Annotated in this window: 14 protein-coding genes and 1 other RNA gene; 14 read left to right on the forward strand and 1 reads right to left on the reverse strand. The window is 68.8% G+C overall.

What is annotated here, in order from left to right:
* Window positions 1-111 precede the first annotated feature (111 nt).
* Window positions 112-465 carry an aspartate 1-decarboxylase gene (gene panD / locus ACODSC_RS01385; RefSeq protein WP_488811108.1) on the reverse strand — a complete coding sequence of 118 codons (354 nt, stop codon included), beginning with the start codon at window positions 463-465 and terminating at the stop codon, window positions 112-114.
* A gap of 224 nt (window positions 466-689) precedes the next feature.
* Between panD and sppA the strand changes: the two genes are divergently transcribed.
* The 14 genes from sppA (at window position 690) to murG (ending at window position 16,329) form a co-directional block, all read left to right on the forward strand.
* Window positions 690-2,468, forward strand: a complete 1,779-nt coding sequence (sppA, locus tag ACODSC_RS01390) for a signal peptide peptidase SppA (protein ID WP_488811110.1) — start codon at window positions 690-692, stop codon at window positions 2,466-2,468.
* A gap of 115 nt (window positions 2,469-2,583) precedes the next feature.
* A complete protein-coding gene (locus ACODSC_RS01395) occupies window positions 2,584-2,907 on the forward strand; it encodes a hypothetical protein (protein WP_488811112.1) in 324 nt (107 codons plus the stop codon).
* A 13-nt stretch (window positions 2,908-2,920) separates the two neighbouring features.
* Window positions 2,921-3,682, forward strand: coding sequence for an N-acetylmuramoyl-L-alanine amidase (locus tag ACODSC_RS01400; RefSeq protein ID WP_488811113.1), 762 nt, complete (start codon window positions 2,921-2,923; stop codon window positions 3,680-3,682).
* Window positions 3,683-3,714: 32 nt separating this feature from the next.
* Window positions 3,715-4,105: RNase P RNA component class A (rnpB, locus tag ACODSC_RS01405), an RNA gene on the forward strand.
* A gap of 453 nt (window positions 4,106-4,558) precedes the next feature.
* Entirely contained in the window at window positions 4,559-5,035 is a 477-nt protein-coding gene (locus tag ACODSC_RS01410; RefSeq protein WP_159849624.1) for a division/cell wall cluster transcriptional repressor MraZ, read from the forward strand.
* Window positions 5,032-6,012, forward strand: a complete 981-nt coding sequence (gene rsmH / locus ACODSC_RS01415) for a 16S rRNA (cytosine(1402)-N(4))-methyltransferase RsmH (protein ID WP_488811116.1) — start codon at window positions 5,032-5,034, stop codon at window positions 6,010-6,012. The genes ACODSC_RS01410 and rsmH overlap by 4 nt, the downstream gene beginning before the upstream one ends.
* Entirely contained in the window at window positions 6,009-6,425 is a 417-nt protein-coding gene (gene ftsL / locus ACODSC_RS01420) for a cell division protein FtsL (protein WP_488811118.1), read from the forward strand. The genes rsmH and ftsL overlap by 4 nt, the downstream gene beginning before the upstream one ends.
* Window positions 6,422-8,194, forward strand: a complete 1,773-nt coding sequence (locus tag ACODSC_RS01425; protein WP_488811120.1) for a peptidoglycan D,D-transpeptidase FtsI family protein — start codon at window positions 6,422-6,424, stop codon at window positions 8,192-8,194. Before ftsL ends, ACODSC_RS01425 begins: the two co-directional genes overlap by 4 nt.
* Window positions 8,191-9,651, forward strand: coding sequence for a UDP-N-acetylmuramoyl-L-alanyl-D-glutamate--2,6-diaminopimelate ligase (locus tag ACODSC_RS01430; protein WP_488811122.1), 1,461 nt, complete (start codon window positions 8,191-8,193; stop codon window positions 9,649-9,651). Before ACODSC_RS01425 ends, ACODSC_RS01430 begins: the two co-directional genes overlap by 4 nt.
* Window positions 9,644-11,062, forward strand: a complete 1,419-nt coding sequence (locus ACODSC_RS01435) for a UDP-N-acetylmuramoyl-tripeptide--D-alanyl-D-alanine ligase (protein ID WP_488811124.1) — start codon at window positions 9,644-9,646, stop codon at window positions 11,060-11,062. Before ACODSC_RS01430 ends, ACODSC_RS01435 begins: the two co-directional genes overlap by 8 nt.
* 9 nt (window positions 11,063-11,071) lie before the next feature.
* Complete coding sequence (gene mraY, locus ACODSC_RS01440) at window positions 11,072-12,181, forward strand: phospho-N-acetylmuramoyl-pentapeptide-transferase (RefSeq protein WP_488811126.1); 1,110 nt, start codon at window positions 11,072-11,074, stop codon at window positions 12,179-12,181.
* Between the two features lie 4 nt (window positions 12,182-12,185).
* Window positions 12,186-13,697, forward strand: a complete 1,512-nt coding sequence (locus ACODSC_RS01445) for a Mur ligase family protein (protein ID WP_488811128.1) — start codon at window positions 12,186-12,188, stop codon at window positions 13,695-13,697.
* Entirely contained in the window at window positions 13,694-14,872 is a 1,179-nt protein-coding gene (locus tag ACODSC_RS01450) for an FtsW/RodA/SpoVE family cell cycle protein (protein WP_488811130.1), read from the forward strand. Before ACODSC_RS01445 ends, ACODSC_RS01450 begins: the two co-directional genes overlap by 4 nt.
* A 365-nt stretch (window positions 14,873-15,237) precedes the next feature.
* On the forward strand, window positions 15,238-16,329 hold the full coding sequence (gene murG / locus ACODSC_RS01455) for an undecaprenyldiphospho-muramoylpentapeptide beta-N-acetylglucosaminyltransferase (RefSeq protein WP_488811132.1): 1,092 nt from the start codon (window positions 15,238-15,240) through the stop codon (window positions 16,327-16,329).
* The last annotated feature ends 93 nt before the right edge of the window (window positions 16,330-16,422 follow it).

Raw genomic sequence — 16,422 nt, forward strand, 5'->3', positions numbered from 1 at the left:
ACGAAGAAAGGCCCGCCGGCGACGGCGGGCCTTTTTTGCATTCTGTGGGGCGTGGAGGGCCCCTCCACCGCTTCGCGGTCCCCCTCCCCACGATGTGGGGAGGAGACGCGGCTAGGCGTGTTTGATCTCGTTGGCGTCGTCCAGCAGAACTACGTTCGGGTTCCACTGGCGGGCTTCTTCCTGGGGCATCTGGCCATAGGTGACCACGATGACCCTGTCGTTCTTCTGGACCAGGCGGGCGGCGGCGCCGTTGACGCCGATCACGCGCGAGCCGCGCGGAGCCTCGATGGCGTAGGTGGTGAACCGCGCGCCGTTGGTGATATTCAGCACATCGACCTGTTCGTGCGGATATATGCCCGCCGCGTCCAGCAGGTCCATGTCGATGGCGATCGATCCCTCATAGTCGAGATCGGCCTGGGTCACCGTGGCGCGGTGCAGCTTGGACTTCATCAGGGTGACCAGCATGGCGCGGTCTCCAAATATACGCGGGGCGCAGGCCCTCGCTCTCAGGCGGCTCATATAGGGATTTTAGAGGCCCGCATCAATCGGGGCGCCGCGCCGCAGCAAACGGTTTGCGGGTGCGAACGCGAAGGCCCGTCGGATATTGCGCGACCTTCATTTGACGACGGCCCGCGTCCCCCTATGCTGGCGCGGCCATTTCCGGCCTGCGAGCGCGCGTTTCCCCACCGATGAAGCAATTCTTCCTGACGGTCCTTGGTGTCTTCACCGGGTTGATCCTCTTCCTCGTCGTCATTCCCGTTGTCCTGCTGACCGTCGCCATCGCCTCCTCGTCCAAGCCGACGACCCCGGCGAACACCGTGCTGGAACTGGACCTGCGCGGCGGGATCAGCGACCAGCCGTCGTCCAATCCGTTCGCGGCCTTCGGCGGTTCGGGCCTGGCCCTGACCCAGGTCGTGGACGGCCTGCATCAGGCCCAGGGCGACAACAGCGTCAAGGCCCTGCTGATCCGCCTGCCGGAAAGCGGCATGACGCCCGCGACCGCCGACGAACTGCGCCAGGCCATCCACCGCTTCCGCGCCTCGGGCAAGCCGGTCATCGCCCACAGCCAGGGCTTCGCGCCCGTCGGCGCGGTCATGTCCACCTATATGGTCGGGGCCTCGGCGTCGGAACTGTGGATGCAGAACACCGCCGGCTTCCAGGCCACGGGCTTCTCGGCCGACAGCCTGTTCCTGGGCCGCGCCTTCGAGAAATACGGCGTCAAACCGGACTTCGAACAGCGCTATGAGTACAAGAACGCCGTCAACGAATACACCCAGAGCGACTATACTGGCCCGCACCGCGAGGCGATGACCGCGTGGATGACGTCCATCTACGACAGCGCCTTGGCCAACGCCGCCAGGGATCGCAAGACGACCGCGCCGGCGCTGAAGACGATCATCGAGGCCGGCCCCTATTCGGCGCCCCAGGCTCTGGCCAACCGACTGATCGACAAGGTCGGCCAGGTCGAGGAGGCCGAGGCCGCCATCAAGACCCGCGCAGGCAAGGGCGCCGAGATCGTCGAGTTCGGCGACTACGCCAGCCAGAAGGGCGAACGCACCGGATCGGGTAAGAACGCCATCGCCATCGTCGGCGGGGAGGGGGCCATCGTCACCGGTCGTGGCGGCGGCGGCAGCTTCGGCGGCGGATCGTCCATCCATTCCGACGACACGGCCGAGGCCATCTACGACGCCATCAAGGACAAGAGCGTCAAGGCCATCGTCTTCCGCGTCTCCTCGCCCGGCGGCTCGCCGGAAGCCTCGGAACAGATCCTGGCCGCCGTGCGCGCGGCGCGGGCGGCGGGCAAGCCGGTGGTGGTCTCCATGGGCGCCTACGCCGCCTCGGGCGGTTACTGGGTCAGTTCGGAAGCTGACTGGATCGTGGCCCAACCCTCGACCCTGACCGGCTCGATCGGCGTGTTCGGCGGCAAGTTCGTGCTGGCCGATGCGCTGGGCCGGTTCGGCGTCGACATGCGCGAGCTGACGGTGGGCGGCCAGTACGCCGACGCCTTCTCGCCGACGCAGGAGTTCACGCCGGAACAGCGTGCGGCCTTCGCCGGCTCGATGGACCGGATCTACGACGACTTCATCGCCCGCGTGGCCACGGGCCGCAAACTGTCGCCGGACCGTGTGCGCGAGATCGCCAAGGGCCGTGTCTGGACCGGGGCCCAGGCCCTGCCCCTGGGCCTGGTCGATCAGCTGGGCGGCGTTACCGAGGCGGTGGCCAAGGCCAAGGCCCTGGCCAAGATTTCCGCCGGCGAATCCGTGCGCTTCAAACGCTTCCCCGAGCCGCAATCGACCTGGGAGGCGATCTCGGACATGTTCGGCGTCCAGACCGAGGCGGCCCAGGCCCTGGTGACCCTTGGCGGCGTCATGGCCGATCCCCAGGCCCAGGCGGTGATGCGCCGGATCGAGGGCGAGCGGATGCGCAACGAAGGCGCGGTGGTGCTGGCCGATCAGCCGTTCTTCTGACGCAAAGCTGCGGCGTCATCGCACGCAGCCGTGAGGCGACCATCCATTGACCGCAGGACCCTATGGACCGACATTGCGTGTCAGGCGTTCCTCGGATCGCCTGAAAGGATGATCCATGTTCCAGCCTGAACGTCTCGCCACCATCGGTTTCGCCGCCCGCCGCCGTCCCAATGGGATCGTGGCCTCCGTCATGTGGGTCGCCGGCATGATCGCCGCCGTCTGCGCCATGGCCGTGGGTGCGGTGCTGGCCGTCGTCACTGCCGCAGCGGTGGCCGTGATCGCCCTGATCGCAGGCGTGCTGGTCTTCCTGGTCGGACTGGTCATGCGGACCCGTCGCAACACGACCCTGCGCCGCCGCAATGGCGATCCCGACCTGATCGAGGCGCACAAGGTGGACGGCGCCTGGGTCGCCTACGGCTGGGAACGCAACGGCCGCTGAGCTGGCCCTTCCCATGACCGCCTACATCGACGCGCCTTCGCCTAACTTCGACGCGCGCCGTGCGCCGCCCGACATGCTGGTTCTGCACTATACGGGCATGCAGACGGGCGAGGCTGCTCTGGCGCGTCTGCGCGACCCCAACGCCAAGGTCTCGGCCCACTATATGGTCGAGGAAGACGGCCGCATCTTCCATCTGGTCCCCGAGGAACGTCGCGCCTGGCACGCCGGTCGCGGCGTCTGGCAGGGCGAGGACGACTGCAACGCCGCCTCCATCGGCATCGAGATCGTCAATCCGGGCCACGAGTTCGGCTACCGCGCCTTTCCCGAGGCCCAGGTCGCGGCGCTCATCGCCCTGATCGACGACATCCGCAGTCGCTGGAGCATTCCAGACAACCGCATCATCGCCCATTCCGACCTGGCGCCGGATCGCAAGACCGATCCCGGCGAACTCTTTCCCTGGAAGCAACTGGCCGAGGCCGGCCATGGCCTGTGGTTCGAACCGGCCCCCGAACGGATCCAGGCCCTGGGCGGCCTGCTGCAAAAGGGCGACCAGGGCATCGGCGCCATGGTCCTGCGCGCCGGCCTGCACCGTCTGGGCTACGGGCTGAAACCCGGCGGCCACTATGACGCCGACACCGAAACCGCCGTCCGCGCCTTCCAGCGCCACTGGCGACCGACCCGCGTCGACGGCGTCGCCGACGGCGAAACCCGCGCCCGCCTGGTCGGCCTGCTCCAACTCGCCAGCGCCGAGAGCGTCACGGGCGTATTGAATTGACGTTCGCGCCGCTAACGCGCATCTAGCGCGCGCCAGACGGCTGGGCGGTCGCGGCAGGGTTCGCCCTTGTCGAGGAAAGTCCGGGCTCCACGGTGAAAAGGCGGCGGATAACTTCCGCCCGGGGCGACCCGAGGGATAGCGCCACAGAAAGCAAACCTCCGGCCTTGCGAGGCCGGTAAGGGTGAAAGGGTGGGGTAAGAGCCCACCGCGTGCCTGGCAACAGGGACGGCATGGCAAGCCCCGCCTGGAGCAAGACCAAATAGGGACATCGCGCGGGGTTCGCTTCGCGGGGCTCACCGCCTCAGATGTCCGGGTAGGTCGCGAGAACCGTTCAGCAATGGACGGTCCAGAGGAATGATCGTCGCCGATCCAGGCTTCGGCCTCGGAGCGGAACAAAACCCGGCTTACAGGCCGTCTGGCATACTTTTCTGAGGGCCTATCGCGCTTCGCGCTGCTTGAGGCCGATTTTTCCTGGGCCTATCGGCCTTCATCCGACTTGAGGGCCGGTGGGTGGGGTTAACGCCCGCCAATGCAGCGGTGGTTTGCGCGTCGCCTTGGTCCGCGTTCGGATTATCCCCGCATTTCAGCGTTCTGGCGGCGCTCCCGCAGGTTTGCGGTCGTTAACTTCTTGTCTGTGCAGGGAAGGTTAGAACGCTTCACACCCTGTGAATACTTCGATTGTTCCGTGTATGTTCCTGGCGACGAGGCGTGCTTAAGTCGTCACACGTCAAAACATGGTTAAATCTCGACCATGATCCCATTGAGGCCCATTCTGTCCCATGCTATCCCATTCCCATGATTTGGGGCTGAGAGGCGGGCGCGGCGGGCGTTCGTCAGGCATCTAGGGACGGGCCGAAGGGTCCGATGGGGCAGGGCGTGTTTCTCTCGACCTACGAGAAGCAGCTGGACGGCAAGCGCCGTCTCTTAATCCCCAATGATTTCCGCACGACCGAAAACGGCGCGGCCGGCGGCGTGTTCATCTTCCCCTCGATCGAAGCGGACTGCCTGGAAGCGGGCGGCGACCGCCTGTTCGCCGTCTATGCCGAAATGATCGAGGCCCTGCCGTTCGGCTCCGAGGAACGCTCGGCGCTGGAGTGGCAGGTCATGGGCGAGCAGGTGCGCCTGGCCTATGATTCCGGCGGCCGCATCACCCTGCCCGAAGCGCTGTGCAACGAAGCTGGCCTGGACGACACCGTCGTCATCGTCGGCCTGAACGACCGTTTCCAGATCTGGTCGCGCGAGAAATGGGCGGCCCGCCGCGCCGAACAGCGCGCCCTGGCCAAGGCCGGCATGGCCCAGATCGGCGCCTTGAAGCTGGCGGCCCAGATGAAGCTGGCGGGAGGCGGGTCGTGACCGACGTCTCCACCAATGCACCCCACGCTCCCGTCCTGCTGGCCGAGGTGATCGAGGCCCTGTCGCCCGGTCCCGGCGACGTCGTGATCGACGCCACCTTCGGCGCCGGCGGCTATACCCGCGCCATACTGAGCGCCGGCGCCCACGTCATCGGACTCGACCGCGACCCGACGGTCCAGCCGCACGCCGACGCTGTCGCCAACGACTTCCCCGGCCAGTTCCAGCTGATCCGCACCCCGTTCTCGGGGCTGGCCAACGCCTTCGCCGAAAGCGGCAAGCCGAAGCTGAGCGGCGCCGTGTTCGACATCGGCGTCTCTTCGATGCAGCTTGACCAGGCCGAGCGCGGCTTTTCCTTCATGCGCGACGGGCCGCTGGACATGCGCATGTCCGACGACGGTGCGACCGCCGCCGACATCGTCAACACCTGGGACCACGGTCCCCTGGCCCACATCTTCAAACTGTATGGCGAAGAGCGTCAGTCGGGCCGCGTCGCCACCGCCATTCTGCGCCGCCGCGTCGAGCGACCCTTCGACCGCACCCTGGATCTGGCCGAGGTGGTCGAAAAGGCCCTGGGCGGCCGTCGCGGCGCGCCCATCCATCCGGCGACGCGGGTCTTTCAGGCCCTGCGCATCGCGGTGAACGACGAACTGGGCGAGCTGGAGCGCGGTCTGGAGGCCGCCGAGGCGACCCTGGCCCCCGGCGGGCGTCTGGCCGTCGTCACCTTCCATTCGCTGGAGGACCGCATCGTCAAGGCCTTCATGACCGAGCGCACGGGCAACAGTCCTGCCGGCTCGCGCCACGCCCCCATGGCCGTCGATCCACGCAAGCCGAGCTTCACGCTTCAGTTCAAGGGTGCGCGCGAGGCCGGCGACGAAGAGCGCTCGACGAACCCCCGCGCCCGCTCGGCCAAGCTGCGCGCCGCCGTCCGCACCGACGCGCCGGCCTGGGGCCCGATCGGCGGGAGGGGCGCGGCATGACCACGACCCCCTTCGCCTACAGCCGGTCCATGCTCCAGCGCCTGTTCGACTGGAAGGTGCGCGGCGTGCGCTGGGTCGAGATCATCGGCGCGGCCCTGGTCGCGGTGATGATCGTCTCGGTCTATGCGGCCAAGGCGTCGGCGGCGCGAGAAAGCGCCCGCATCGCCCAGCTGGAACGCGACATCCGCGAGAATGGCCAGCGGGTGCGCCTGCTGCGCGCCGAGGTAGCCCGCCTGGAGCAGCCCGCGCGTCTGGAGGCCCTGTCGCGCCAGATCGGCATGGCGCCGGTCGAAGTGCATCGCCAGGCCACGGAAACCCAGCTTCCCGCGCTGAAGCCGGTCCCCGCCGCGCCCGCGCCTACACCCGCGCCTGCAGTCGCGGCGACCGCCCCCTCGCCGGAGGCGGCGCAATGAGCGTTCAGGACCACCGCTACCACCGGCCGGCGCCCGGCGTGGATCTGCAGGGTCGGCTGTCGCCCTTCTGGCGCTGGCTGTCGGAAACCGTCTGGCGGCTGGAGCACGGCTTCGAACGCGCGCGCGCCGATGCGCGGCCCGAAGAGGACACGCGCGTCCGCATCTTCCTGATCCTGATCGTCTTCTCCTGCGTCTTCGCGGGTCTGGCCGTCGGCGCCTCGTACAAGGCCCTGTTCGCCCAGACGGGCGGGCGCTGGACCGGCGCCAATCCCAACGCCCTCGTGCGTGGCGACCTGACCGACCGCAACGGCGAACTGCTGGCCACCAACCTCACCCACTACGGCCTCTATATCGATCCGGCCGAGGTGTGGGACCGTGACCTGGCCATGCGCCAAATCCGCAAGGCCCTGCCGCGCGCCCAAGCGTCGCGCCTGCGCCGCGTGCTGAGCGGCGAGCGTCGCCTGATCGTGCTGAACGGCCTGACGCCCCAGGAGAAGGCGGCGGTACACGCCCTCGCCCTGGGCGGCGTGACCTTCGAGCCCGAGGATCGCCGCGCCTATCCGCTGGGTACGTCAGCCGTCCACCTGATCGGCGACGCCGACACGGGCGGCCGGGGCATTTCCGGCGCTGAACTGGCCTTCAACGACGAGATCCGCGCGGCGGGCCAACGGGGCGAGAGCTTCCCCCTGTCCATCGACCTGCGCGTCCAGGGCGTGCTGGAAAACGAACTCGCCGCCGCCGCCGTCAAGGCCCAGGCCAAGGGCGCCGTGGGCATCGTCACCGACGTCCAGACCGGCGAGGTCCTGGGCATGGCCAGCTGGCCCAACTTCACCCAGGCCGACCGCCGGGCCGCGCCGGAAGGTGCAACCCTGAACCGCGCCGTCTCGGGCCACTACGAGATGGGGTCGGTGTTCAAGACCTTCACCGTCGCCGCTGGTCTCGACACGGGTCGCGCCGACATGAACACACTGTTCGACGCGTCCCAGGCCTTCCAGATCGGCGACCGCAAGATCAAGGACTTCCACGCCCAGAACCGGGTCATGACGCTGGAGGAAGTCTATCTCCACTCGTCCAACATCGGCACCTCGCAGCTGGCGCTGCAGATGGGGCCGGACACGATGCGTAGTTATTTCCAGCGCCTGGGTCTGCTGGACGCCTCGACCATCGAGCTGAAGGAATCGGCCCGACCCGTGGCGCCGCGCCGCTGGGACAACTCGACCCTGGCGTCCCTGTCGTTCGGTTACGGCATCATGATCACCCCGGCTCAGATGGTTCAGGCCATGGGCGCCCTGACCAACGGCGGGCGCATGGTGCCGCTGTCCTTGCGCAAAGGCGGCGCGCGTGGCGCCCAGCCCCAGCAGGTTGTGACCGAGGAAACCTCGCGCACCATTCTGGACCTGCTGCGCCGCAACGTCGTCAAGGGTTCGGGCGGGTTCGCCGATGCGCCTGGCCTGCGGGTCGGGGGCAAGACGGGCTCGGCCAACAAGCTGGTCAACGGCCGTTATGATCCCAGCCGTGCGCTCGGCTCCTTCGCGGCGGTCTTCCCCGTCGACGGCCCGCTGGACGCCAAACGCTACGCCATCTTCATCCTGATGGACGAGCCGGGGACCTATCCCAAGACCGGCGCCTATGTCGCCGCGCCCGCCGTGCGCAATGTCGCCGATCGGATCGCCGGCTTCCTGGGCGTCGAACGCCACGCCGACCGCTGGCGCACGGCCACGGGCGACAAGCTGCCGCAATATCAGGACGTGCAGGGAGACGGGCTGTGAGCGCCCTTCGCCTGTCCGACCTGCTGCGCCGCGACGTGACGTCCGACCCCGTCATCACCGGCGTCACCGCCGACAGCCGCAAGGTCGCCCCTGGCGCCCTGTTCGTCGCCCTGCCGGGCACGGCCGCCGACGGCCGCGCCTTCATCCCGCAGGCCCTGGCGCAAGGCGCCGCGGCGGTCCTGGCCCCAACCGATACGCCTGATGGCGCCGCGCCGGTCCTGGTCACCTCGGGCGATGTGCGCCGCGCCTACGCCATCGCCGCGCGCGGCTTCTACGGCGTCCAGCCCAAGACCTGCGTCGCCGTCACCGGCACCAACGGCAAGACCTCGGTCGCCACCTTCTGCCGCCAGATCTGGGCCGGCGTCGGCCACAAGTCCGCCAGCATGGGCACCCTGGGCGTCATCGGTCAGAAGGGCGAGCGGACCTACGCCCTGACCGGCCCCGGCCTGACCAGCCCCGACGCCGCCGAGGCCGCCCGCCTGATGGCCGAACTGGCTGCAAAGGACGTGACCCACGTCGCGCTGGAGGCGTCTTCGCACGGCATCGACCAGCGCCGGATGGACGGGGTGGCGCTGAAGGCCGCCGCCTTCACCAACCTGACCCAGGACCACCTCGATTATCACGGCACGATGGAGGACTATCGCGCCGCCAAGATGCGCCTGTTCGAGACGCTTCTGCCGCGCGGCCGCACCGCCGTTCTGAACGCCGATTCCGACGCCTATTCCGCCTTCGCCTCGGCCTCGATCATGGCCGGACTGGGCGTGATGGGGGTGGGCGAGCGCGGGCGCGACCTGACCCTGATCGGGCGTCGTGCGACGCCGGAGGGTCAGCGCCTGACCCTGGACGTGCGTGGCGATGTCCGCGAAATCCTGCTCCCCCTGGCCGGCGCCTTCCAGGCCTCGAACGCCCTGGTGGCGGCGGGTCTGTGCATCGCCGCGGGCGATCCCGCCGACGCCGTGATCGGCGCCCTGGAAGGCCTGACCGGCGCCCAGGGCCGCCTGCAACGCATCGGCGGCGCCGAGACCGGGCGCGGCGAGGTCTATGTCGACTACGCTCACACCCCCGACGGGCTGGAGACGGTGCTGAACGCGCTTCGTCCCCACGCCACGGGTCGCCTGATCGTGGTCTTCGGCGCCGGCGGCGACCGAGATCGCGGCAAGCGTCCGCTGATGGGGTCCATCGCCGGCCGTCTGGCCGACGTCGCCATCGTCACCGACGACAATCCGCGTTCGGAAGAGCCCGCCGCCATCCGCGCCCAGGTCCGCGCCGGCTGCGCCGACGCCATCGAGATCGGCGATCGCCGCGCCGCCATAGAAGCGGCCGTGGAGATGATGCGCGACGGGGATGTGGTGGTCATCGCCGGAAAAGGGCATGAACAGGGCCAGATCGTCGGCGGAACGACTCATCCTTTCGACGACGCCACCGTTGCGTCCGAGGCCCTGTCTTTGAATGCCTGATCCTACCGCCCGCCCGCTCTGGACGGCCGCCGAAGTCGCCGCCGCTACGGGCGGCGTGCTGCACGGCGACGACCGGCCCATCACGGGCCTCACCTACAACAGCCGCGAGATCGTCCCCGGCGACCTGTTCCTGGCGCTGAAGGGCGCGCGCGACGGGCATGAGTTCGCCGCCTCCGCCTCCGCCGCCGGCGCCGCGGCCGCCCTGGTCGAACACGCCGTCGAGGGCGGCGCCTATGTGGTGGTTCCCGACACGCAGCACGGCCTGGAAGCCCTGGGCGTCGCCGCCCGCGACCGGGCCCCCCATGTCAAACGCGGCGCCGTCACCGGCAGCGTCGGCAAAACCAGCGTCACTCAAGCCATCAAGGCCGGCCTCGACCTCGCCGGGCCCGCGCACGCCTCGATCAAGAGCTACAACAACCACATCGGCGTGCCCCTGACCCTGGCCCGGATGCCGGTCCAGACCCAGCGCGCCGTGTTCGAGATCGGCATGAATGCGCCCGGCGAGATCGCGCCCCTGTCGCGCTTCGTCGCCCCCCACGCCGCCTGCGTCACCACCGTCGGCCCGGTCCATATCGAGGCCTTCGCCGACGGCGAGGCCGGCGTTGCGCGCGAGAAGGCCTCCATCTTCCAGGGTCTTGTCCCCGGGGGTGCGGCTGTGGCGAACGGCGACGTCGCCTTCTCGGCCGTGCTGTGCGATGCGGCGAAGTCCGTCGGCGCGCGCCTGCTGACCTTCGGCTCGGACGCCGGTCATGACGCCCGCCTGCTGGATTTCCGCGCGGACGCCGAGGGCGCATCGGTCGCCGCCGAACTGTTCGGGCAGCGGATCGACTATCGCCTGGCCCAGTCCGGCGCCCACTGGGGGCTGAACAGCCTGTGCGTCCTGCTGATGCTCGACGCGCTCGACGTGCCGCTGGACACGGGTCTTGAGGCCCTTGCCGGGTTCCAGCCCCTGGCCGGACGAGGCCAGACCCGCACGGTCACCACATCGGGCGGCGCCTTCACCCTGATCGACGAAAGCTACAACGCCAATCCGCTGTCGATGGCCGCCGGGTTCAAGACCCTGGGCGCACGCCCCGCTTCCGGCCGCCGCATCGTGGTGCTCAGCGACATGCTGGAGCTCGGCGACCAAAGCCGCGCTCTGCACGAAGGCCTGGCCACCCCGATCGACGCGGCGGGTCTCGATCTGGTCCACGCCGCAGGGCCCGAGATGCGCTGGCTCTATGAGGCTCTGCCGGTGTCGCGACGCGGCGTCTGGCGTCAGACATCCGCCGAACTGGCGGCCGAGGCGTCGCTGTTGGTCGCGCCGGGCGACATCGTCATGGTCAAGGGCTCGAACGGGTCCAGGGCCTCGCTGGTGGCCCAGGCCCTGGCCGATCTGCAAGGCGGCGACACGCCGTCTCCCACGCGATAGGGAACGAGAATGTTTTACCTGCTCTATCTCTATTACGCCGACGTCGCGCACCAGTATCCGCTGCTGAACCTGATCCAGTATCAGACGGTCCGCACCGCCCTGGCCCTGGCCACCGCGATGATCGTGGCCGTGGCGATGGGCAGCCGCTTCATCAACTGGATGCGCGCCAAACAGGGCCGGGGCCAGCCGATCCGCGACGACGGCCCCGTCTCCCACCTGTCCAAGGTCGGCACCCCCACCATGGGTGGTCTGATGATCCTGGCCGGCATCGGCGTGGCGGTCCTCCTGTGGGGCGACCTGACCAATCCCTATATCTGGATCGTGTCGGGCGTGACCGCAGCCTTCGGACTGCTGGGCTTTATCGACGACTACGCCAAGGTGACCAAACAGACCTCGGCCGGCCTGACCTCGAAACAGAAACTGGTCGCCCAGACGGTCGTAGCCGTGATCGCCGGGGTGCTGACCGTGCTGTGGATGACGCGCTCGCCGACCTCGCCGGGGCTGGAGACTTCGATCGCCTTTCCCTTCTTCAAGGCGGTGCTGCTGAACGTCGGCTGGTTCTATGTGGCCTTTGCTGCCTTCACCATCGTGGGCTTCTCCAATGCGGTGAACCTGACCGACGGCCTGGACGGCCTGGCGACCGTGCCGGTGATGATGGCCGCCGCCGCCTTCGGCGTGATCAGCTATCTGGCCGGCAACTTCGTCTTCTCGGAATATCTGCAGATCCACCACGTCCCCGGCTCGGGCGAACTGGCCATCTTCTGCGCGGCCATGATCGGCGGGGGCGCGGGCTTCCTCTGGTACAACGCCCCCCCGGCCAAGATCTTCATGGGCGACACCGGTTCGCTGGCCCTAGGGGGCGCCCTGGGCGCCATCGCCGTCACCACCAAGCACGAACTGGTTCTGGGCATCGTCGGCGGCCTGTTCGTGGCCGAGGCGGCGTCGGTCATGATCCAGGTCGGCTATTACAAGCTGACCAAGAAGCGCATCTTCCTGATGGCGCCGGTCCACCACCATTTCGAGAAGCTGGGCTGGCCGGAATCCACCGTGGTCATCCGCTTCTGGATCATCGCCGGGGCGCTGGCGCTGATCGGCCTGTCGACGCTGAAGCTGCGGTGATCCGATGATTCCCGTTCCCGGCTATGAGGGCAGGCGGGTTGCGGTCTTCGGCCTGGGACGGTCGGGGATCACGGCCGCGCGCGCGCTCCAGGCCGGGGGCGCGATCCCCATCCTGTGGGACGACGGCGTCTCGGGCCGGATGCAGGCCCAGGCGGAAGGCTTCACGGTCGAGGACCTGACCGCCGCCGACTGGTCCGACTTCGCCGGCCTGGTCCTGTCGCCCGGCGCGCCCCTGACCCATCCACGCCCGCACTGGACCGTGGACAAGGCGCGCGAGGCCGGCGTCCCCGTCATCGGCGACGTCGAACTGTTCGCCCGCGCCCTGGCCGCCCTGCCGAAAGACCAGCGGCCCCGCGTCGTCGCCGTCACCGGCACCAACGGCAAGTCCACCACCACCGCCCTGATCGGTTGGGTGCTGAAGTCGGCCGGCCTGACGGTCCATGTCGGCGGCAACATCGGCATCGGCGTCCTGGCCCTGCCGGCCCCGACGGCCGACGGCGTCTATGTCATCGAGGTCTCCAGCTACCAGCTGGACCTGACCACGACCTTCGCCCCCGACGTGGCGATCCTGACCAACATCTCGCCAGACCATCTGGACCGCCACGGCGGCATGGAGGGCTATGTCGCGGCCAAGGCGCGGATCTTCGCGGCCCAAGGACCGGATGCGGTGGCCCTGGTCGGCGTTGATGAAAGCTGGGGACAGGGGATTGCATCCCAACTGTCCCAGCAGGCGATCACCATCTCCACAAATCCTTCTCCCCTCGGGGGAGAAGGTGGCTCGCGGAGCGAGACGGATGAGGGGGCTGTCAGCCGCGAGAACGCTCCGACCAATATTGCGACGGAACCACCCCCTCATCTGAGCCCTTCGGGCCCACCTTCTCCCCCGAGCGGAGAAGGCTATGTTGCGCAGCCGGGTACCGTTCTGAAAGACGGCCAACTGATCGCCGACCTCGCCGCGGTCCGCTCGCTTCCCGGCCGCCACAACGCCCAGAACGCCGCCTTCGCCTATGCGACCGCCCGCGCCCTGGGCGTTTCCCACGACGCCGCCGTCGCCGGCCTGCTGTCCTTCCCCGGCCTGGCGCACCGGATGGAGGCCGTCGGCCGCCTCGGCCCGGTACGCTTCATCAACGATTCCAAGGCCACCAACGCCGACGCCGCGCGTCAGGCCCTGTCCTCCTACCCGTCGGTCTTCTGGATCGCGGGCGGCAAGCCCAAGGACGGCGGCATCGACGACCTGACCGACCTGTTCCCGCGCGTGGCCAAGGCCTATCTGATCGGGGAGGCGGCCGAAGCCTTCGCCGCCACCCTGGGCGACACGCCCCACGTCATCTCGAACACCATGGACGCCGCCGTGGCCGCCGCCGCCGCCGACGCCGCATCGGCCGGCGGAGACCAGATTGTCCTTCTGTCGCCCGCCTGCGCCAGCTTCGACCAGTATCCAGATTTCGAGGCGCGCGGCGAAGCCTTCCGCGCCGCCGTGCTCAACCTCGGCGCAACCCCGGAGACGGCACGATGAGCGCCTCCTACACCCCCGCCTTCTCGCGCAACGACCAGAGCCCGGTCGCCCAGTGGTTCTGGACCGTGGATCGCGGCCTGCTGGGCGCGGCCCTGGCGCTGATGGGCCTGGGCGTGGCGCTCAGCTTCGCCTCCAGCCCCGCCGCCATCCTGGCTGATGAATCGATCACCGATCCCTTCCACTATTCCTGGCGGATGATGGTCTTCTCGGGCGCGGGCCTGGGCCTGATGCTGACCAGTTCGCTGCTGTCGCCGCGCGGGGTACGCCGCATCGCCGTCCTGGCCCTGTTCGGCGCAATCCTCGTGATGATGGCCCTGCCGTTCATCGGCGATACGGTGAAGGGGGCGGCGCGCTGGGTGAATTTCGGCCCGTTCAGCCTGCAACCGTCCGAGTTCGCCAAGCCCGGCCTGATCGTCTTCGCCGCCTGGATGTTCGCCGAGGCGCAGAAGGGTCAGGGGGTGCCGGGCGTGACCATCGCCTTCGGCTTCTACGCCCTGACGGTCTGCCTGCTGCTGATCCAGCCCGACATCGGCCAGACGCTGCTGATCACCACCACCTTCATGGCCGTCTTCTTCATGGCCGGGGTGCCGTTCAAATGGATGGCGGTCCTGGCCAGCGCGGGCATGGCGGGGCTGGTGTCGCTCTACTTCGTCTTCGGCCACATGCGCGACCGCCTCAGCCGCTTCTTCTCGCCCGAGACCACCGACACCCACCAGATCGACAGCGCCGCCGAGGCCATTCGCGCCGGCGGCCTGCTGGGCCGGGGCGTGGGCGAGGGGGTGATGAAACGCCACGTGCCCGACCTGCACACCGACTTCATCTATTCCGTCGGCGCCGAGGAGTTCGGCCTGATCCTCAGCCTGACCATGATCGGCCTTTACGCCTTCATCGTCATCCGGGGCATGCGCCGCGCCATGAAGCTGACCGATCCGTTCGAACAGACGGCGGCGGCGGGCCTGTTCATGCTGATCGGGCTTCAGGCCTGCATCAACGTGGCGGTGAACCTGAACCTGATTCCGACCAAGGGCATGACATTGCCCTTCATCAGCTACGGCGGCTCGTCCATGCTGGCCATGGGCCTGACCATGGGCTTCGCCCTGGCCCTGACGCGGCGCCGCCCCGGCGCCTACGAACCCGGCGCCAGCCTGCCGGGAAGACGCCGGCGGTTGCTGTAGTCACTGGAATTCCGTCATTCTGGGCCTTGTGCCTAGGGTCCGTAGACTCCGCCTAATCCGCTCGGACTCGTTCGGTCTATACCGGGCGTATGGGTCCTCGCTACCAGGGCGAAGATGACGAGAAGGTTAGTCATCACAAGGTAGAGGGAAAAAGAACGCGTTTTCAGCGTCGTATACTTTTTTCAGGGCAATCGACCTAGCACGCCCCAAAACCGTGCGATCCTGTCGCCGACCATTCTCGACCCCACCGTTCACCGCCGATTTCAGACGAATTGCACTATTCAGACGGTGTTTTTCCACGCCTCCACCGTCTGAACTTCAGACGTTTCAGACTATTCAGACTCTCTTTTTTCGGAGCCCGCCCCATGACCAAGCTCTGCGTCGTCGCCGCCGGCGGCACCGGCGGCCATATGTTCCCGGCCGAGGCCCTGGCGCGCGAGATGGCGGCGCGGGGCTGGCGCGTGGTGTTGGCGACCGATCATCGGGGCGAGCAGTACGCCCACGCCTTCCCGGCCGAGGAACGGCTGGCGCTGGACGCCGCCACCGGCTCCGGCCCGCTGGGCCTGATCAAGGCGGGCCTCGCCATCTTCAGGGGCGTGGTCCAGGCGCGCACGGCCTTCGACCGGCTGGGCGCCGACATCGTCGTGGGCTTCGGCGGCTACCCGTCCGCCCCGGCCTTGGTCGCCGCCGTCACGTCCCAGCGGCCGACGGTGATCCATGAGCAGAACGCGGTCCTGGGCCGCACCAACCGCATCCTGGCCCCCTATGTCGGCCAGGTCGCCTCGTCCTTCCCGACGCTTGAACGGGCGCCGGCCAAGGTCCAGGGCCGATCCCACGTCGTCGGCTCGCCGGTCCGCGCCGAAATTCGCGCGCTGTTCGACCGCCCCTACGTCGCCCCTGCCGACGACGCACCCGTCCATGTGCTGGTGACGGGCGGCAGCCAAGGCGCCCGCATCCTGTCCGAGACCACGCCCCGCGCCCTGGCGGCCCTGCCGGAGCCCTTGCGCCGCCGCCTGAAGGTGCAGCAGCAGTCACGACCCGAGACGCTGGAGGCCGCGCGCCAGATCTATCTGGAGGCCGGGATCGAGGCCGAGGTCGCCCCCTTCTTCCGCGACATGGCCGAGCGGCTGTCCAGGGCGCATCTGGTGGTGGGGCGCTCGGGCGCCTCGACCTGCGCCGAACTGGCGGTCGCCGCCCTGCCGTCCGTTCTGATCCCGCTGAAGATCGCCACGGACGACCACCAGCGCCTGAACGCCAAGGCCCTGACCGACGCCGGCGCGGCCGAGGTCATTGCGGAAGACGACCTGACCGTCGAACGTCTCGCCGCTGTCCTGAACGCCGTCCTGTCAGACCGCGCCCGCCTGTCCGCCATGTCCGCCGCCGCCCGCTCCGTCGCCATCCCCGACGCCGCCCAGCGCCTGGCCGACCTGGTCGAGGCGACGGCGGGGCGCCCATAATGTCTCCTCCCCACTTGTGGGGAGGGGGACCCCGAAGGGGTGGAGGGGCTCTTGAAGCGCCACAGGCGCCTGCGATGCGGTGCAGAACCCCTC

It is taken from the genome of Brevundimonas sp. FG128 (assembly GCF_057809775.1).